Source organism: Mariprofundus sp. NF, from assembly GCF_013387455.1.
GTDB lineage: Bacteria > Pseudomonadota > Zetaproteobacteria > Mariprofundales > Mariprofundaceae > Mariprofundus.
Map to the genome: position 1 here is coordinate 137,055 of NZ_VWNC01000003.1, position 19,118 is coordinate 156,172.

At 50.5% G+C, this 19,118-nt stretch carries 21 protein-coding genes; 2 read left to right on the forward strand and 19 right to left on the reverse strand.

Features of this window, described 5'->3' with window-relative positions:
- Nucleotides 1–110: 110 nt before the first annotated feature.
- The 4 genes from F3F96_RS05930 to F3F96_RS05945 are packed head-to-tail and all read right to left on the reverse strand — an operon-like array spanning nt 111 to nt 2,976.
- Nucleotides 111–1,130 carry a beta-ketoacyl-ACP synthase III gene (locus F3F96_RS05930; RefSeq protein ID WP_176962335.1) on the reverse strand — a complete coding sequence of 340 codons (1,020 nt, stop codon included), beginning with the start codon at nt 1,128–1,130 and terminating at the stop codon, nt 111–113.
- On the reverse strand, nt 1,127–2,188 hold the full coding sequence (gene plsX, locus F3F96_RS05935) for a phosphate acyltransferase PlsX (RefSeq protein ID WP_241697682.1): 1,062 nt from the start codon (nt 2,186–2,188) through the stop codon (nt 1,127–1,129). Before plsX ends, F3F96_RS05930 begins: the two co-directional genes overlap by 4 nt.
- A 40-nt stretch (nt 2,189–2,228) precedes the next feature.
- Nucleotides 2,229–2,411: a 50S ribosomal protein L32 gene (rpmF, locus tag F3F96_RS05940; RefSeq protein ID WP_176962336.1), complete on the reverse strand. Its 183-nt coding sequence runs from the start codon at nt 2,409–2,411 to the stop codon at nt 2,229–2,231.
- Between the two features lie 31 nt (nt 2,412–2,442).
- The gene (locus tag F3F96_RS05945; protein WP_176962337.1) at nt 2,443–2,976 is read right to left on the reverse strand and encodes a DUF177 domain-containing protein; all 534 of its coding nucleotides are present in this window, start codon (nt 2,974–2,976) and stop codon (nt 2,443–2,445) included.
- A 270-nt stretch (nt 2,977–3,246) separates the two neighbouring features.
- On the opposite strand from F3F96_RS05945, the gene F3F96_RS05950 reads away from it, so the two are divergent.
- Together F3F96_RS05950 and mtgA are read left to right on the forward strand one after the other, a co-directional pair.
- Nucleotides 3,247–3,957 carry an elongation factor-1 alpha gene (locus F3F96_RS05950; protein ID WP_176962338.1) on the forward strand — a complete coding sequence of 237 codons (711 nt, stop codon included), beginning with the start codon at nt 3,247–3,249 and terminating at the stop codon, nt 3,955–3,957.
- 152 nt (nt 3,958–4,109) lie between these two features.
- A complete protein-coding gene (gene mtgA / locus F3F96_RS05955; protein WP_370465511.1) occupies nt 4,110–4,853 on the forward strand; it encodes a monofunctional biosynthetic peptidoglycan transglycosylase in 744 nt (247 codons plus the stop codon).
- Between the two features lie 57 nt (nt 4,854–4,910).
- On the opposite strand, the gene lpxB is transcribed toward mtgA, so the two are convergent.
- Genes lpxB through rpsB form a run of 15 tightly spaced genes read right to left on the reverse strand, consistent with a single transcriptional unit; the run spans nt 4,911 to nt 19,057 of the window.
- Nucleotides 4,911–6,035, reverse strand: coding sequence for a lipid-A-disaccharide synthase (lpxB, locus tag F3F96_RS05960; RefSeq protein WP_176962339.1), 1,125 nt, complete (start codon nt 6,033–6,035; stop codon nt 4,911–4,913).
- Between the two features lie 30 nt (nt 6,036–6,065).
- Nucleotides 6,066–6,872 (reverse strand): LpxI family protein, encoded by an 807-nt coding sequence (locus F3F96_RS05965; RefSeq protein WP_176962340.1) that lies wholly within the window; start codon nt 6,870–6,872, stop codon nt 6,066–6,068.
- Nucleotides 6,873–6,885: 13 nt separating this feature from the next.
- The gene (gene lpxA, locus F3F96_RS05970) at nt 6,886–7,689 is read right to left on the reverse strand and encodes an acyl-ACP--UDP-N-acetylglucosamine O-acyltransferase (RefSeq protein WP_176962341.1); all 804 of its coding nucleotides are present in this window, start codon (nt 7,687–7,689) and stop codon (nt 6,886–6,888) included.
- Nucleotides 7,686–8,132: a 3-hydroxyacyl-ACP dehydratase FabZ gene (gene fabZ / locus F3F96_RS05975; RefSeq protein ID WP_176962342.1), complete on the reverse strand. Its 447-nt coding sequence runs from the start codon at nt 8,130–8,132 to the stop codon at nt 7,686–7,688. The genes lpxA and fabZ overlap by 4 nt, the downstream gene beginning before the upstream one ends.
- Before the next feature lie 46 nt (nt 8,133–8,178).
- Nucleotides 8,179–9,186, reverse strand: coding sequence for a UDP-3-O-(3-hydroxymyristoyl)glucosamine N-acyltransferase (gene lpxD, locus F3F96_RS05980; RefSeq protein ID WP_176962343.1), 1,008 nt, complete (start codon nt 9,184–9,186; stop codon nt 8,179–8,181).
- 9 nt (nt 9,187–9,195) lie between these two features.
- A complete protein-coding gene (locus tag F3F96_RS05985) occupies nt 9,196–9,720 on the reverse strand; it encodes an OmpH family outer membrane protein (RefSeq protein WP_176962344.1) in 525 nt (174 codons plus the stop codon).
- A gap of 29 nt (nt 9,721–9,749) precedes the next feature.
- A complete protein-coding gene (gene bamA, locus F3F96_RS05990; protein ID WP_176962345.1) occupies nt 9,750–12,071 on the reverse strand; it encodes an outer membrane protein assembly factor BamA in 2,322 nt (773 codons plus the stop codon).
- A gap of 1 nt (nt 12,072) precedes the next feature.
- On the reverse strand, nt 12,073–13,431 hold the full coding sequence (gene rseP, locus F3F96_RS05995; protein ID WP_176962346.1) for an RIP metalloprotease RseP: 1,359 nt from the start codon (nt 13,429–13,431) through the stop codon (nt 12,073–12,075).
- The gene (dxr, locus tag F3F96_RS06000) at nt 13,431–14,588 is read right to left on the reverse strand and encodes a 1-deoxy-D-xylulose-5-phosphate reductoisomerase (protein ID WP_176962347.1); all 1,158 of its coding nucleotides are present in this window, start codon (nt 14,586–14,588) and stop codon (nt 13,431–13,433) included. Before dxr ends, rseP begins: the two co-directional genes overlap by 1 nt.
- Nucleotides 14,570–15,349, reverse strand: a complete 780-nt coding sequence (locus tag F3F96_RS06005) for a phosphatidate cytidylyltransferase (protein WP_176962348.1) — start codon at nt 15,347–15,349, stop codon at nt 14,570–14,572. The genes dxr and F3F96_RS06005 overlap by 19 nt, the downstream gene beginning before the upstream one ends.
- Nucleotides 15,346–16,098, reverse strand: coding sequence for a polyprenyl diphosphate synthase (gene uppS, locus F3F96_RS06010; RefSeq protein WP_176962349.1), 753 nt, complete (start codon nt 16,096–16,098; stop codon nt 15,346–15,348). The genes F3F96_RS06005 and uppS overlap by 4 nt, the downstream gene beginning before the upstream one ends.
- Nucleotides 16,098–16,643, reverse strand: a complete 546-nt coding sequence (frr, locus tag F3F96_RS06015; RefSeq protein WP_176962350.1) for a ribosome recycling factor — start codon at nt 16,641–16,643, stop codon at nt 16,098–16,100. The genes uppS and frr overlap by 1 nt, the downstream gene beginning before the upstream one ends.
- A gap of 2 nt (nt 16,644–16,645) precedes the next feature.
- Entirely contained in the window at nt 16,646–17,389 is a 744-nt protein-coding gene (gene pyrH / locus F3F96_RS06020; RefSeq protein ID WP_176962351.1) for a UMP kinase, read from the reverse strand.
- A gap of 6 nt (nt 17,390–17,395) precedes the next feature.
- The gene (gene tsf / locus F3F96_RS06025) at nt 17,396–18,262 is read right to left on the reverse strand and encodes a translation elongation factor Ts (protein ID WP_176962352.1); all 867 of its coding nucleotides are present in this window, start codon (nt 18,260–18,262) and stop codon (nt 17,396–17,398) included.
- A gap of 30 nt (nt 18,263–18,292) precedes the next feature.
- On the reverse strand, nt 18,293–19,057 hold the full coding sequence (gene rpsB, locus F3F96_RS06030; RefSeq protein ID WP_176962353.1) for a 30S ribosomal protein S2: 765 nt from the start codon (nt 19,055–19,057) through the stop codon (nt 18,293–18,295).
- Nucleotides 19,058–19,118: the final 61 nt, after the last annotated feature.

Here is a 19,118-nt window from a genome sequence, read left to right on the forward strand (position 1 = left end):
ACGAAGTTCACGAAGCTCACGAAGAAACAGAAATAATGGAAACAGAGTCAAACAACTCTACATTATTGATCTTCGTGGCCTTCGTGTTCTTCGTGGTGAACATAATAATTTTATTTTGACCAGCGGAGCAGATTAGCGCCCCAGGCAAATCCGCCTGCAAATGCCTCAAGTAGAATCAACTGCCCCTTTTCAAGACGTCCTGAGGTATAGAGATCATTCAACGCCATAGGCACACTGGCCGATGATGTGTTGCCGTGTTTCTCAACAGTGAGCGCCACACGATCCAGATCCATCTTCAACTTCTTCGCTGTCGCCTGAATAATGCGAATATTGGCCTGATGCGGAACCAGCCAGTCGATATCGGAATCCTGCAACTCATACTTGGCCAGGATCTCATTGACCACACCGCCAAGCTTGGAGACCGCCACGCGGAATACTTCGTTGCCTTTCATCTCAACGGCGGCAGCACCGGCTGAATCAATACGGAAGTCGACAGGCTCATGATGCATTTCAGGTGTCATCGGAGCATGCGGGTGATGCGCTTTCAAGAGATCGCGGTAGGCACCATCGGCATGCAGTACTGAACCTATCAAACCATTGGCATCATCGGCTGCACCCGCTTCAAGGATAACCGCACCGGCACCATCACCAAACAGCACGCAGGTATTACGATCCGTCCAGTCGACAATACGACTCATTGATTCGGCACCAATAAGCAGTACACGCTTGAACATACCGCCGCGCATCATGCCTTCGGCCTGGGCCAACCCGTAAACAAAACCTGAACAGACCGCCTGAATATCCCAGGCCGGGAAATCCTTGCCGCCCAGCTTGGACTGCACCACGGTAGCAGTAGATGGAAAAATCATATCGGGTGTGGTGGTGGCTACAATCAGTGCATCAATATCATCAATAGTGATACCGGCATCAGCCAGAGCAACCTTGGCCGCCTCTACAGCAAGATCTGATGTCATCTGATCGGCTGCAATAATATGACGCTGACGAATGCCTGTACGATCGGCGATCCACTCATCCGTGGTATCTACCAGTTTCTCAAGATCGGCATTGGTCATGATGCGTTCAGGCAGATAACCACCGATTCCTGTAATATGAACAGAAGGGTAACTCATGCCTCTACCATCTCCTGTACAGACTGGGTAATACGGTCGGTAAGATTTGCATCAACCTCTTTGCAGGCTACGGCAACCGCACTGACAAAGGCCTCGGCATCGGCCCCACCGTGGCTCTTCACAACAATGCCATTAAGCCCCAACAGTGGTGCGCCGTTATACTTGCCCGGATTGACACGATCTTTGAAGCGATTCAAGGCCTTGCGCGACAGTAGCGCACCGGCTTTAGCCACAAGGCCACTGGTCAGCTCTTTTCTCATACTACTGGCCAGAAAACGGGCCGTGCCTTCCATCGTTTTGAGCGCCACATTACCCACAAAACCGTCACAAACTACAACATCAACATCGTTACCGAACAAGTCGGTACCTTCGACATTACCGATATAGTTCAAATCGGTTTCAGCAAGCTTGGTTGAGGTGAGTTTAATGACATCGGTACCCTTGATATCTTCACTACCGATATTAAGCAGTCCGACACGCGGTGTTTGCAGGCCTTCGGTCGCCTGCATGTAGCAGGAGCCCATAATGGCAAACTGGATAAGATGATCTGAGGTACATTCAGAGTTGGCACCGGCATCAAGCATTAGTGTGCAGCCATCATCCACAGCAGGAATCATCGATGCGATAGCCGGACGATCAATGCCCGGCAGTGTTTTAAGAATCACCTTGGAGATCGCCATCAGCGCACCGGTATTACCGGCAGAGACCAGCGCATCCCAGAAACCGTCGCGCACCATGCGTGCACCGACATGAATCGAGGACTCTTTTTTACGGCGCAGCGCATGCGATGGTGAATCACTCATGCCGATCACGTCTGTAGAGGGAACCAGAGAGACCTGCGCTTCAATACCGCGTTCACGCAGCAGTGGCCGCAGAAGCTCCTCCTGCCCGACAACACCAAAGGTCAACGAACCGGAAAACTGTGCTGCGAACTTTGCCGTGAGCACCATCTCCAGTGCATCAAGCACCATGTCAGGGGCGGCGTCTCCACCATGCGCATCGACCAGGATACGAATATCCCGGCCGTTATCGCTGTTCGTGTAAGCAGGGTCAGGCAATGGAATTGCTTAGTCTGCTGATCGCTGACAAAAGACTATTTTAGTCTTCGCTGGAAGAGGTTACTTCACGGCCTTTGTAGGTGCCGCAATGTGGACATGCATGGTGTGGACGCATTGTTTCGCCGCACTCGGGGCATTCACTCATGCCAGCCGGTACAATACGATCATGTGAGCGACGCATATTGCGCTTGGACGCGCTTGTTTTTCTCTTTGGAACTGCCATTTCTTACTCTCCTTTCACCAGTGGTGAAAAATTAACCATCAAGCTTCAAATTACGTAGTGCAGCAAATGGATGATCACTCTCATCCCGCTCGCACTTGCAGGCGCTTGTATTAAGATTGTTGCCACAACCCTGACACAAGCCTCTGCAGGTTTCACTGCAAATCACATCAGCCTTCCACGCCAGCCAGATATCCTCGCGTAGCACATCAACCAAATTCACTTCGCCGGGCGCTGCAACAAACTCACAGAGGCTATCACTCTCGTCATCAGCCGACTCCAGGCCAAGCTGAAACTGTCGTTCAGTCTGCCCTGTCACCTGCCAGTTGAATGCCGCATTACAACGCGAACAGTGACGCGGCATCTCTGCCTGCCACTGGCCAGTCATGTGAAACAGATTGGCCTGACGTTCAAGCAACATACTCCAGTGCACATCAGCGCACAGACCGGAAACCACATCAACTTCACCGAACTCACTGTCCTGCAACAGTTTTTTCGGCACGTCGACATCCCATGCCCTGCCTGCCGCCGGAAGATTCTGCAAAATCACGAACCACTGCCGCTGCATGCTCACCTCCAGACGATTTAAAGCAGGCGCGCATTATCAATAATGGTGGTAGCCGGTCAAGCACCACTTTCAGGATATAATTGAATGATTCCCTTACTTTTTCAGAGTTATCAAGTAATCAAGGGCACGATGGGACAGGGATAAAACCAATATCCCCTCCAGCTCCCATTACTTTCAACTGCCCACAATCACATCATGACATTATTATTTGCTTATATTGTAATACCATGTATTATGCCGTCGAAATAGTTTTGCTAAACTGGAGGAATCATGCCCAACTGGACATTCACAAACATCAATACATCGCTAAAGGTACTATTCACCAGCTATCTAATCGTAGTCGGCATCGGATATATGATGGCATTCACTCAGATTCTATTCACCCACGGCATGGCAGATGGCAAGGTCGGCCTGTCGGTAGATGACATCGTCTACAGCTACTACGGCAACCGCAACGGCTCCCTGATCGAGAATAAACTTAACGGCTCCATGAAAGAGAATGCTTCCGATGAAGAACGCTTCAAGATTATCAAATGGGTACGTGAAGGTGCAGATGAGACGCAGTTTAAGACCACCATTAAACCGATCTTTGAAAACAGCTGCCTGATGTGCCATAACGCAGACTCAGGCCTGCCTGATTTCAGTACATTTGAATCGGTCAAACATGTTTCAGAGACCGACAGCGGCGCAAGTTTCGCTTCGCTAACCCGCGTTTCTCATATCCACCTCTTCGGGATCGCCTTTATCTTTATGTTCGTCGGCCTGATCTTCTCCTTCGCGACAGGCATACCTACATGGTTGAAGGCCTCTGCCATTGCCATGCCCTATATTTCACAGGTACTGGATATTGCATCGTGGTGGTTAACTAAATTCGACCCCGCCTTTGCCTGGCTGGTGATGTTCGGTGGTGCAGGCATGGCCGTCGCATTCGCATTTATGTGGGTGGTATCGATCTACGAGATGTGGCTCAAGAAGAGCTAAGCCACCTGTAACCTCTGCGCCACCTCTCCCCCCCCCTTGGCGCAGAGTAGAAGGCCGGCTGAAAAGTCGGCCTTTGTTTTGCGCGGTTAAAACTGTGACCCACCTCATTGGATCAGCAGCCGACAAAGCCAAGCCTCCGGCCCATGAATCACATCTCTCCATCCATGCCCGATCAGCTTGCCCCTGCAATAGCCACCACTCCTGCCCCGTCCCCTGATTTTAAATACCGCCGGATCAGGCAGGTCCTGTTTGCACTACTGTTCATGGTTATCGGCTGGCACCTCTGGATCTTCTCGCAACTGCTAGAAATGCGCGGTTCAAATCCGGAGATGAGTGCATTCATGCAGCAGGCATCGGAGAACAACCCCAAGGTCAGATTAAGGCAGCAGTGGGTGAACTACAGCCGCATCTCCTCGCATCTCAAACGTGCGGTCATTGCCGCTGAAGATGCAGCCTTTGTGAATCACAGCGGTTTCGACTGGCAAGGCATCCAGCTGGCACTGGAGAAGAATATGGAGCAAGGCCGCATTGCTGCAGGCGGCTCAACCATTTCACAGCAACTGGCCAAGAATCTATTTTTATCCGGTGAACGCTCCTTCATACGCAAAGCAGAAGAGACACTGATTACAATCATGATGGAGACCACCCTCTCCAAACAGCGCATTCTTGAGCTCTATCTTAACTATGCCGAATGGGGCCATGGCATCTACGGTGCCGAAGCTGCTGCACGCCATCACTACGGTGTCTCCGCTGCCAGACTCACCTCATGGCAGGCGGCAAGGCTAGCCTCAATCCTGCCCAACCCCCGCTACTACGATGGTAATCGCACCGACTGGATGTATGAAAAAACAGATATCATCCTCAACCGCATGCCAAAAGTCCGCATTCCCCGCTGATAGTTGCGAGGCATTTTATAGACGTGGCTCTAATATTGATAAAGCAACCGGCTCGAGCTAGAGCAGCTCTTCCACCATATCAACAACACCTGTAGCGGCGTGCTTATCGCCAAGAATGCGGCGTAGTTCGGAGAATTCATCACGTTGATTCTGCGCTGCAGCTTCGTTGCGCAGCAGTGGCATAAGCTCGCTCATGATATGATCGAGTGTGCACTGTTCCTGAATCAACTCAGGCATTACAGGGCGATCACCAAGGATGATGTTGGCCAGACCTGCACATGTCAGATTGACCAGTCTTCTGGCCAGAAAAATCGTCACCGGTGAGGATCTATAGACCAGTACTGTCGGTGTATTCCACAGTGCCAACTCAAGCGTAGCTGTACCTGAAACAGCTACAGCGGCATCGGCGCGCATGGCATAGCCATTGGCAGTTCGATCAATCTGTTTTGCTCCCTGCTGCCAGAGCGGCTCAAGGAGCTCTCTATCCACACCGGGGGCCACCGGCACCACACAGCTCAGATCGGGGATTTCAAGACGAATATGCTGCAGCAGTTCCGTCAGAATTGGCACATGCATACGCAGCTCCTGTGGCCGACTGCCCGGCAGCAGGGCGAGAAGCTTCTTCTCCTCCCCGATTTCAAGCTTTGCCTTAAGCTCGGCCATCGTCCAGCCACCTGCACAACCTACTGCACTGGGGTTACCGACATAACGAACATCTTTAATGCCACGTTTTGCAAACCACTCCGGCTCAAAGGGCAGAATACAAGCCAGCCTGTCCTGCGACTTTCTCAGTTTCCTGACCCGCCAGCTGCCCCACGCCCACAGTTTGGGCGCAACAAAATGAACAACAGGAATTCCGAGTGCACGGAGTTTACGGCCAAGGCGCATATGGAAACTGGAGAAATCGACGAGAATAGCGACATCAGGCTTTTGTGTGCCGCACCAACCGATAACGGAGGCTTCGACATCTTTGATTCTGGATAGTGAACGCAATACATCGCCAAGCCCCATCACATTAAGCTCACTCATATGACGCACGGGCTCACACCCCTGGACGACCATCTGAGTACCGGCAATACCGTGGATGGGTGCATCGGGAAAACGGGTTTTGAGTGCTTTTACAACGGTAGCAGCGTGCAGGTCACCCGAAGTCTCTCCAGCACTGATAAAAAAGCGGGTCACAGGATTATACCCACGACGAAACGGGGATGATCAATCCTCTGCATATCCATAGACGGAAATCCCGTACTGCCCGGCCAGTTCGATAAAACGCTGCCGTTCGATCATCAGGGTTTTCCCAGCCTCAACCACCAGCAGATTACAGCCCGAAGCTTTCATGGTCTCCAGTGTATCCGGGCCAACAGCAGGCACATCGAAACGCAGATCCTGATTGGGCTTGGCCACCTTGATCACCGCTGCTTCACCACTGCCCAGAGAGCCTCCGCGTTTGATCGACTCATCAGTTCCTTCAATCGCTTCAACCGCCAGTACCGCCTGCTTCTGCACTACAACGGTCTGACCAATATCCAGCCCGGCAACGCCTTTGGCCTGCGAGAATCCAAACGCCATATCCGGCACTCTTTTTTTAGCAGCTGGTCCTGCCAGATGCCCCTCACCGGCCAGCATCTCACCGGCATAGCGCGTCTGATCAATCAGCGTCAATCCACCCTCATGCAGAAGATCGGCAATGGTATTTAAAATCGAGTCATCTCGTTTGTCTTTGAGGCGCAACAGCCCTTTCATGGCAGTGAGATCGGGTCTGAAATTACGGAACAGGTGAAGCTTGCGCACCTTGCCGGCCATCACTACTTCGCTGACACCGGCACGTTTGAATGCTTTGATCATACCGCCAATCTGGCCGACATGCAGCCAGCAGGTAGAGGCGGTTATTTTTTCAATTTCGGGATATGTCTCTTCACGTGCAGCAACGGTGTGTACTTCATAACCAGCCTGATGCAGTGACCGGGCAAGCTCTAAAGGAAAGTGACCATATCCGGCGATCAGACCGATTTTCTTCATAATTTATGACACGTTATTCTGAGTCGCGACCGTGGGTCATCAGCCCACGCTTGGCACCACGAACAAACTCAATGATCTCACGAGCCACATCATCACCATCCTGCAGCAGAGCTTCAGCTTCAAGCAGACGCACATCACGTTTACCACTCTCCAGAAGTAGAATGCGATAGATCTCTTTCAAGCGGGTAATCTGGGTCGTATTAAACCCTTTGCGTTTCAGACCGATCAGATTCAGCCCCGAGAGACCGGCACGATAACCGCCTGCCAGCAGGCAGTAAGGCGCAACATCCTTGGTTACACCGCTCATACCACCAATCATCGCCAGCTTGCCGATGCGAACAAACTGCTGAATTGCGGAGAGGCCACCGATAATAGCCTGATCATCCACTTCAACATGTCCAGCCAGCGTGGCGCAATTGGCCAGTACGATACCGTTACCAAGAATGCAGTCGTGGGCTACGTGGGTATAGGCCATCAGCATATTGTTATTGCCGATACGGGTGACCATACCACCACCTTCAGTACCGGCGTTGATGGTCACATTTTCACGAATCTGGTTATTGTCACCAATAATGACTTCAGATGGTTCACCGTGAAATTTTAGATCCTGGGGAATCTGGCCGATGGAGCTGAATGGAAAAATTCTATTGCCCGAGCCCATGGTCGTGTTACCGGTAATCACGGTATGGCTCAGTAACTCACAGTTATCACCAATCTTAACATTCGGCCCGACAACGGAGTAAGGCCCGACGCTTACGCCCTCACCAAGTTCCGCACCTGTATCAATAATTGCGGTTGGGTGAATCACGGGACTCATGCGCTCTCTTGCGGCACCAGTGTTGCCGTCAGGTCACCTTCACAGACCAGTTTGCCATCCACAAAAGCTTCTCCACGCAGCTTCCAGAGGAAACCGCGACGCCTCAGGCAGGTCAGTTCAAAGATCACCTGGTCTCCCGGCCGCACAGGTTTACGGAAACGAACACCATCAATACCTGTGAAATAGACAAGATATTCGCGGTCATCTTCAACTGACTGAAATGCCAGCATACCACCAGCCTGCGCCATCGCTTCGATAAGCAAGACACCCGGCATCACCGGATGGTTAGGGAAATGACCGGTAAACTGCGGCTCATTGATCGTCACATTTTTCAGCGCACGAATGGTCTTTTCCTTCTCGAAGTCGAGGATGCGATCAATCAGCAGAAATGGATAACGATGCGGCAGATGCTGCATGATCTCTTCAATATTTAATTCAGGCATACCACTCTCCATGGGTATATGATTATTCAACGGGTGAAGCGATGGCTTACTTCTGCTGCGCCTTTATGATCTCCGGCAGCTTCATCATCAATGCCGATACCTTCAGCCACATACGGTGCGGCATGGCAGGTGAACCGGCATAGACGCCACCTGCTTCAAGGTCGCCAAGCACGCCGCTTTTACCTGCCAGTTTACAGCCATCACCAATGACCAGATGTCCGGCAGCACCGCTCTGGCCGCCAAACTGACAACCCTTACCAATGGTCGTCGATCCGGATATCCCAACCTGACTGGCCATCACCGAGTAGGCTCCAACACGAACGTTATGGGCAATTTGAACCAGATTATCGAGTTTGACGCCGCGCTCAAGCACAGTGTCACCAATGGCACCACGATCAACCGATGCATTGGCACCCACTTCAACATCATCCTCAAGAATAACACGACCAGCCTGTGGAATTTTGAGAAACTTGCCACCATCCCAGGCATAACCAAAGCCATCTGCACCGATGGTGGCTCCAGGTTGCAGGATTACTTCATCACCAAGTATACAGTCATAGGCAACCACACTATTGGCATTAAGAATACAGCGTTCACCAATCTGCACATTCTCACCAACCACACAGCCAGGCCCGATAATCGTTCCGGTACCGATAGTGGTATGTGCTCCGATCACCGCGTTAGGACCTACATCCACATTCTCAGCAAGCGTAGCACTCTCATCAATCACAGCCGAAACGTGCTGTTGACCTGTTCCTGATGGCAGCGGATAAAAGTGACGCTGAAGCCTGGCAAATGCGAGATAGGGATCATCGACGCGAATAACGCCCATAGTTTCAGGCGCACTCTGGTTAGCAGTGAGAAACACAGCGGCAGCGCCGGTTGTCTCAAGCTGCCCCTTATAACGTTTATTCGCTAAAAATGAGAGCTCACTACTGCCCGCATCGGCAAGAGAATTGACGCCGCTGATCAGATGATCGGGCGTATCCATAACCGGGCCAGCAAGTTCACCGCCGACAATGTCAGCAGCTTCAGCTATCGTAATTGAGTTCAAAAGAGGCTCTTACTTTTTAGCATCCAGAAGTTTGGTGATATCACCAGTAATATCAAGTTTCGGATCGATATAGAGAAACATCGGCCTTGGCATGATCATATCAAAACCACCTTTTTTGCCATAAGCGGTTACCACAGCCTGGAATTTCCCACCAACAGCCATATCCAGACGATTCTTTTCAGCTGAAAGGGCTTCCTGTGCATCCTGCTGCTTACGCTGGAACTCAGTCCGCATAGACTTAAGATCCTGCTGTTTCTGTGCCAGACGATCAGGGGACATCGCCATAGACTGGCCCAGAAGATCTTTCTCCTGCTTACTGATCTGAGCACCGAGTGCCTGCAGCTCTTTCACCTTCTGATCCTGCATGCCTTTCAATCGCTTCATGCCTCTCTGGTAATCAGCAGTATTGTCGATAGCACTTTTCATATCGACATAACCAACTTTCAGACCTTCAGCCTGTGCTACAGAAAAACCGAACACAAATACGGCTCCCACTGTTAGCAGCAATGATCGAACACCTATCTTCTTTAACATTGAAATCTCCTTTACTATTATTAAAAACTCTAAAATGTTCCGCCCATCATAAACTCAAAACTTCTTAACCGGTCATTAGGTAACTTGTGAATCGGCAGCGCCCAGACTATACCAATAGGCCCTACCGGTGATAACCACTCAAGTCCGAAACCCGCTGAAGAGCGAATTCTACCTAACGATAACTTTGTTGGCTCAACCGATCCGGGAGTATAACCCCAGACTGAACCCGCATCACCAAACACAAAACCTCTGATACCGGCAGTCTGCATATATGGTATGGGAAAGAAAAGGTTCATGGAGATCACCATCTTCTTATCACCACCCAGCGCATCGTTGGTTGCAGCATCATGCATGGTAATTCCCAAGGTATCGAAACCTCTCACAGAGCCAATGCCACCGAGAGAGTATCGACGATACAGTGGAATCGTTTTATTGGAGTAACCTCTAATCCATCCAAGCGAAAACAGAGGATTCAAGACAAACTGATCATCCTCACCAAAACCGTAGTAATATTTACTGGAGAGCGCAGTTTCATAAAACTTGTTTGCTCCACCAAGGCCTGCAACGGAAACCCGGAACTGCTCGATATGCCCTTCGGATGCAGCCGCGAACCTGTTGCGACTGTCCCAGGTCAGTGTCTGACTAAATTCACCAGTAGTCTGGCGGCCCAGCTGAGAAGCTAACAGTGCGGATATTGTGGTCAGACCATTTACCTGCAGGTTAGTTCTCTCATACCTATAATTCAGACCGTAACTGATGTGGTCGGTTACAGGAAAACCAAAGCCAACACCTCCGCCAATAGAGTCACTGCTGTAATTAGTGATGTCCAACTGATCTGACTGGGTCTTAAACAGATTTACAGAGGCACTCATATTTTCCCCCAGGAAGAAGGGGTCAGTCAAACCAACATTGTAATTCTTGGTAAGAGCGCCCAAAGAAGCTTCCAGATGCGCCTGATAACCCTTACCAAAGGCATTATCCTCTTTAACTGAACCTGTAAGGGTTAATTTCTCAAGGGCTGAATAACCTACACCGGCGGTGAATGAGCCAGTTTTCTTCTCGGTCACATCGATCTTCATATTGACCTTATCGGCAGCACTGCCTTTTGGAAAGGAGACGCGAACATCTTCTGTATAGACGGCGCGTCCAATTTCCTCCTTACTTCTCTTTACCTGAGTTCCTGAATAGCGAGAACCCTCTGTCTGCAAGACAATACGGCGAACAACTTCATCATCGGTCTTACTGTTACCGGTGATTTCAACACGTTCAACGTAGACCTCTTCCCCCTTCTCAATATCAAAGACAACAGCAACGGTATCCTCCTCAATATTGCGGGTCAGGAGCGGGGTGATTGATGCAAAAGCGTAACCTTCATCACCGACACGTGCAGTGATCTCATCAATGGTCTCCCTGAGATCATTAAGTTCGTAGATACGCCCCTCTTCAAGTTTAATCAGCTCCAGCAGTGTCTCCTTATCCGGAACAATATCACCCTGAATACCAACAGATGAAATCCGATACTGATCACCCTCGCTTAGGCTAAAGGTCAGGTTAAAACTTCTTTTATCAGGGGCCATAACCAACTGTCTGGATTCAATACGAATATCGAGATAGCCGTGGTTGAGGTAAAACTGTTCGATAAGCTGCGTATCAGCACCCAGTCGTTTCTGATCAAACACATCTTTGTTGCTAAACCAGCTGATAATGGATGATTCTCTGGAAGCGATCTCATCCCTCAGCTCACCATCACTGAAAGCGTCATTACCGATAAAACCGATGCGTCTAATAGTGGTGATCTCACCCTCAATAATCTCCACCAGCACATCAACACGGCCATCCTCTCGGGGTGTGGCAGTAAACTTCACATCAACCTGATAATAACCATCCTTCAGATAACCTTTGCGAATCATATTAAGATCTGATCTCTGATTGAATGGGTTGAAAATACGCCCTGGACGAACCTTCATCTGCAGCTGCAGATCCTTGGTTGGATGCTCCTCATTGCCTACAAGCTCAACCTTGGCAATCAGCGGATACTCTTTGACCTGACAGACCAGATGAATACCCTGCCCGGTTCGAGTGCCACTAAAACGCACATCGGAGAAAAAACCGGACTTATGAATGGCCAGCACATCGCGGCTTAGCTGTTTTCGGTTTAGAAGCTGCCCCACCTTGGTTCCCATCTTGGCAAGAACCATCTCATTTTCCACATAGCGATTGCCCTGAACATCAATAGAGAGGATTTTTGCGGCAGATGACTGCCCGTCTATCTCAGCCAGAGCAATACCTGCAACTGAACACAGAGACAGTAGCAGACCAAAACCAAACACCAATTGCCTTAAGCCAAACATATTATCCCCTGAATAGACGCGAAAGATCATTATAAAACGCAAACACCATCAATGTGATAATCAGCGCCAGCCCTACCACCTGCGTCATCTCCAGAAAACGTGGTGATAGTGGTTTTCCTCTCAACTTCTCCAACCCCAGATAAACCAGAAGACCACCATCCAGAATGGGAATTGGCAATAAATTTAATACCCCGAGGTTCACTGAGATCAATGCCAGGAAACTCACAAAATAGACCAGCCCCAACTCAGCAGTTTTTCCTGCCAATTGGGCAATGGCTATCGGGCCGCCGAGGTTATCGGGTGATATCGCTGATGTCACCATCTTGGCAAACACGCCAAGGGTCAGAGCCGTCATCTCCCAGGTTCTGACAAAACCGTACTGCACCCCTTCAAAAATACCCATGCGATAGAGTTCAGTACCATGCAGTGACTGGGATGCCAGACGCACACCCAGACGACCCTTCTGATCACTATCGGCCACAGGTATCACAGTAAGGCTCAGCATAGTTCTATCGCGTTTAACCACCAGCGTTACATCTTCTCCAGCACGCTGCTGCACCTGAGTGATAAACTGATTGACATTACCAATGGCAATCCCGTTGATCTGCTTGATCACATCACCCTTCTGCAAACCGGCTCGCTGCGCAGCAGATGAATCCATAATCTCTTCAATGGAGACAACCAGTCCGGGATTAAAACCGAGCACCTGATCTGCCACATCAATCAGCAGTGCGTCCTTCTCCTGAGCTGGTAACTGCATGTGCAGAGAGATATCTCTCTCATCCCGATTCACGTTCACTGTGGCGGAATCACCAACATAACCCTTAAGCCGCTCTTCCATCTGCTGCCACGAATGCACGTCGCGACCCTCGACTTTCAGAATCCGGTCTCCCGATTGCAATCCGGCCTGCTCAGCAATCGATGCCGGTGCCACGTAACCCACGGTCGGTGGAAGTACGGATTGCCCAAGCCAGGCCACAAGCATGTAGGCAAAAATAGCAAAAATAAAGTTGTATGCAGGCCCTGCAGCAGCAACTGCAGCCCGCTTCCAGACTGGCTGAAGATTAAATGCCCTTGCTCTATCTGCTTCGGAGAGGGTTTGCTGAGAATCTTCGCCCTGCTGATCCGGATTCTCACCCAGCATCTTCACATAGCCACCCAGCGGAATGGCGGCAATCACATAGAGCACCTCTCCATCACGGCTGCGCCATGAAAGCAGTGCCGGACCAAAACCGATGGAGAACTTCTCCACTTTGATGCCAAGCCGGCGGGCAACAGAAAAATGACCATATTCGTGCACCGCTATCAGCAGTGCTATTGCTACAACAAAAGCAAATGTTGTATGCAGAATTTCCAGCATCAGGATATCACCTCATTGGCCAATCTTCTGGCATGTTCGTCATGCAACCACACATCGTTGAGCAGAGCCACGGGTATATTTTCCACCCGGGCAAGCACCTTTTCGACTGTTGTCACGATATCTGTAAAAGCGATACGCCGCTCCCTGAACGCGGCATTGGCCACTTCATTGGCAGCATTGAGTGCAATGGAGAGTGAATCCTCTCCCTGCAAGACATCATTAACCAGGCGCATAGCCGGAAAGCGTTGTTCATCGATCTGCTGAAAGTGAAGCGTCCCGGTTTTAGCCAGATCCAGCCACGGGATACCTGTTGATAATCTTGGCTCCGCCTGCATTGCATAAGCGATAGGCATACGCATATCGGGCATGGCAAGCTGGGCCAGTACAGAGCCGTCCTGATACTCCACCATAGCGTGAATAATGCTCTCAGGATGGATGATCGCCGACAATTTCTCAGCTGGCAGATCAAACAACCAGCGCGCCTCAATCAACTCCAGCGCTTTATTCATCATGGTTGCCGAATCCACGCTTATCTTTGCCCCCATATCCCAGTTGGGATGGGCAATAGCCTCTTCAGGTGTCACATGCTGCAGCGTTGCCGGATCACGATCCCTGAACGGGCCACCTGAAGCAGTCAGAACCACCCGTGACACTGATCCCTTATCATGGCCATGCAGGCACTGATGCACTGCGGCATGTTCTGAATCGACAGGCACAACCTCAGCACCGGAGTGGCGCGCCGCATCCATAAAGATGCGACCGGCCGTTACCAGACACTCTTTGTTGGCAAGGCCAACCCGTTTACCGGCTTTTACAGCGGCCAGTGTTGCAGGCAGACCTGCTGAGCCAACCATCGCAGCCATCACCATCTCGGTCTCAGAAGCTGCTGCCAGCTCAGTGGCCGCATCCATACCCACTTCAAGCCGCACTCCGGCAGGTAGTCGGCCTTTAAGCCGATCTGCTGCAGCCACATCGGTCATCACCACCCATTGGGGTTTCAACTGTTCGGCCAGCTGTAGCATTTTATCATCATTGCGATGACCAACCAGAGCAAAAGCGGAAAATTTATCAGGATGTTGCAGCATCACATCAGCCGTACTGCATCCGATGGAACCTGTCGCTCCCAGCACAGTCAGCTTCACGAGATCATCCCCCATAGCAGCCAGGTGACCGGTATAGCCATGATTATCGCATCAATACGATCAAGGATGCCTCCATGACCCGGTAGCCAGCGACCACTATCCTTTACGCCAGTCAGGCGTTTGACCGCTGATTCTGAGAGATCTCCCAACACACCTGCAAAAACGGTTACAATGGCCAGAAGAATTGCCGGAATCAAAGCCAGCACATCCCACGTCAGCCAGCAGATCACAGCTAAAGGCACAGAGAAAACAACACCGCCAATCAACCCCTCAACAGATTTTCCAGGGCTGATTGCAGGGCACAACTTATGTTTACCGATAGCACGACCAACAAAATAGGCAGCAATATCCGATAGCCAGACAGCAAGGCAGGCTCCGATAATCAAACCCTGACCAAGCTCTGAAGTATGGGTTTGAGCAATCGCCAAAGTGAAGAGATAGAGCCAGCAAAAGAGCCAGATAAAGGCAAAGAAATGGCTGAAGGAAGCCTCCTGATTGCGTGAAATCACAACAAAAGCAGCGAACCAGAAGAGTGTAGCAAACAATAGCCACTCAACTTGCGGGGAATTTAGAAATGCCAACCACAACAACAGTGATGAGACCATATAGACCATTGAACCGCGCAGCTTCACCATCAGAATCAACTCACAGGTTGCACCCCAGCCAATCAGAGCCAGCACTGTTTCAAACCATGGCGATGGCAGATTGAAGTACCAGGCCCAGACCAGAACAACCAGAACCAGTGCGGTAATGATACGTTTACTTAACTCACTCATCGACACACCTGTTCACTGGTTTTACCAAAGCGTCGCTCGCGTGCTGCATAATCCTCGACAGCTATCTGCAGATCATTTTCAGTGAAATCGGGCCAGAAGAGATCACTGAAATAGAGCTCAGCATAGGCTGCATCCCAAAGATGGAAATTGGAGATTCGACACTCACCACCTGTTCGAATCAACAGATCGACAGGTGCCATATCATGGCGCCAGAGCATAGAACGGAATGTTTCAGGGGTTAATTCGGCCAATGCCTTTTCAGAATCCGACTGAGACTCAAGCCACTTAACGGTCTGTTGAACGCCGGCAACGATCTCCTGCTGACCGCCATAATTAAGGCATAGAATCAGGTCGATAGCACTGTTATCACAGGTTTCAGCACAGGCCTGTTCAACTGCTTTGCGAGCTTTTGCAGGCAGTGGTGAAATATCACCCAAAACGCGAAATCGAACACCATTCTCTTTCATTTCAGGCAGTGTTTTCGGCAACATCATGGCCAGCAAGCCCATTAAAGCGCGCACTTCCAACTTGGGGCGGTCCCAGTTTTCTGTAGAAAAAGCGTAAAGAGAGATATGTCTGATGCCAAGTTTCTGAGCCCAGCGAACCACCTGTCGGGCAACATCAGCACCTTTTTTATGCCCCTCAAGGCGCACCTTGCCCTGAGATTTAGCCCAGCGACCATTACCGTCCATGACAATGCCGACATGATTTGGAATCCCAGGCTTGGTCGCCTGCTTGGATGAAGACATCAGACGGTCAGGATTTCAGCTTCTTTATGTTCAATAATTTGGTCGATTTCGGCGATAAATTTGTCGGTGACTTTCTGAACCCGGTCCTGCATACGTTTACTCTCATCTTCAGGGAGTCCGTCATCCTTTACCTGATGTTTGACACTGTCGTTGGCATCACGACGGATACTGCGAATGGATACTTTAGCTTTTTCACCGACAGCTTTAACCTGCTTCACCAGATCCCGACGACGATCTTCTGTTAACTCAGGCAACATGATACGAACCACTTCACCATCACTGGTTGGTGTCAGGCCAAGGTCCGATTTCATGATCGCCTTCTCAATCACTGCAATCTGGGTTTTATCCCATGGCGTGATCATCAGCATACGCGGCTCAGGCACGGAGAGGTTGCCCACCTGATTCATCGGCACTTCAGAGCCATAGTAGGAGACCCTTACATGATCGAGCAGCGCAGCATTGGCGCGGCCTGTGCGAATCGATGCCAATTCAGTCTTCAACGCACCAATCGATTTCTGCATTCTGTTATCAAGATCTTCGAGCATATTCACCCCTCCTGAACCAGTGTGCCAACAGGCTCACCGGAGACTGCTCTAAGCATCTGACCCGGTGTTGTCACATCAAACACCACAATCGGCATATGATTATCGCGACAGAGTGACATCGCAGTCGCATCCATCACACCCAGACGTTTGGTCAGAGCTTCGGTAAATGTAAGTGTATCATAACGTGTGGCATCAGGATTTTTAGCCGGATCGGATGTATAAACACCATCCACCTTAGTTCCCTTCACCACAGCATCAGCCTGAATCTCCATAGCACGGAGACTGGCGGCAGTATCAGTTGTAAAATACGGATTACCAGTGCCTGCTGCAAAAATAAGAATACGTCCCTTCTCAAGATGACGCACTGCACGACGGCGAATATAGGGCTCCGCGATCTCCCTGATATGCAGTGCGGAGATAACACGCACCGTTGCACCGTTGCGCTCAATTGCATCCTGCAGGGCGATAGAGTTCATTACTGTTGCCAGCATGCCCATATAGTCTGCACTGGCACGATCCATGCCCGAAGCAGTACCACTCATGCCACGGAAGATGTTGCCGCCACCGATCACGATAGCCAGCTCAATACCTGCCTGCTGAACTTCGATAATCTCTCTGGCCAGTCGGTTAATAGTGTCAGGATCAACGCCGAATGCCGTCTCCCCCATAAGTACTTCGCCGGAAAGCTTGAGCATCACCCGTTTATAAGGGCGATCCTCACTGCTTTCGCGACGAATACCGGACATCTGCAATCAGCCTGCCATCTGTGCCGCAACTTCTGCAGCAAAATCTTCTTCTTTCTTCTCGATACCTTCACCAAGTGCAAAACGGGCCATAGCAACTACAGTTGCGCCAGCCAGTGCTTTGCCAACCTTCTGGTCGGTATCCATGACAAAATCCTGCTCCAGCAGGCAGATGTCGGAGTAGAATTTATTCAGCTGACCGGTGACGATCTTATCAACAATCGCTTCAGGTTTGCCACTTGCGATAGCACGCTCAGAGAGAACCGCACGCTCACGTGCCACGGTATCAGCATCCACATCATCACGAGAGATAAACAGCGGGTTAGCCGCTGCCACATGCATCGCAATGCTACGAGTCAGATCCGCTGCAGCATCACCGTCAACACCGATCAACACACCGATCTTACCAACACCGTGCACATAAGAGGCTACGCCAGCAGCCTCAATGCGCTCGAAGCGGCGAATACTCATGTTCTCGCCAATGGTAGCGATCAGCTGAGAGAGTGCCTGCTCAACATTATGTTCACCATCAAAATCCATCGCCTTGAGTGCTTCCACATCAGCAGGATTATTATCGAGGATCAGCTGTGCAACAGCATTCACGAAACCGACAAACTGATCATTCTTGCTTACGAAGTCAGTCTCAGAGTTCACTTCCAGAACAACACCTACATTGCCTTTGGAAATGGAGACAACCAGACCTTCAGCAGCGATACGGCCAGCTTTTTTGGATGCAGCACCCAGACCTTTCTTACGCAGGAAATCAACTGCAGCATCAACATCACCATCAGTTTCAGTCAATGCTTTCTTGCAATCCATCATGCCAGCGCCACTCAAGTCACGCAGTTTTTTTACATCTGCAGCAGTAATAGCCATTCTAAATTACCCTCGTATCCTTTTAATTAATTACGCGTCAGCCGCTGTCTCTTCAGCAGCGACAGTCATAGCTTCAACAACATCCGCATCATCTTCAGCATTTTCCAGAGTCCAAGCTTCAGCACCTTCAAGCAGGGCATCCGCAACCTTGCTGCAGAACAGACGCACAGCACGAATCGCATCGTCGTTACCTGGAACAACATAATCGATACCTGTTGGGTTGCAGTTGGTATCTACAACAGCAACAACCGGGATACCCAGCTTCTGAGCCTCTTTCACAGCCAGCTCTTCCTTACGCACGTCAACTACGAACAGGCAGTCAGGCAGCTCAACCATATCCTTGATACCACCGAGTGAACGCTCCAGTTTATCCAGTGAACGCTGCAGGCCCAGGGCCTCTTTCTTGGTCAGCAGTTCAAACACGCCCTCTTCCTTCTGACGCTGCAGATCTTTCATCTTACGAACAGACTGCTGAACGGTTGCGAAGTTGGTCAGGGTACCACCGAGCCAGCGGTGATTAACATAGAACTGACCGGCACGCAGTGACTCTTCTTTGACTGCATCACGAGCCTGACGCTTGGTGCCAACGTAGAGTACGCGGCCACCGGCTGCTGCCAGTGCATTCATGAATGAGTAGGCCTCGTTGGCCAGACGCAGAGTTTTCTGCAGATCGATAATGTGGATGCCATTACGCTGACCGAAAATATACGGTGCCATTTTTGGATTCCAGCGACGGGTCTGATGACCAAAGTGTACGCCTGCTTCAAGCAGTTGCTTCATAGTAAACTGAGACATTTAAGTTCTCCAATTGTTATTTTCTTCCACCATCCCTCACCCTTTCGGGCACAATAGTTGG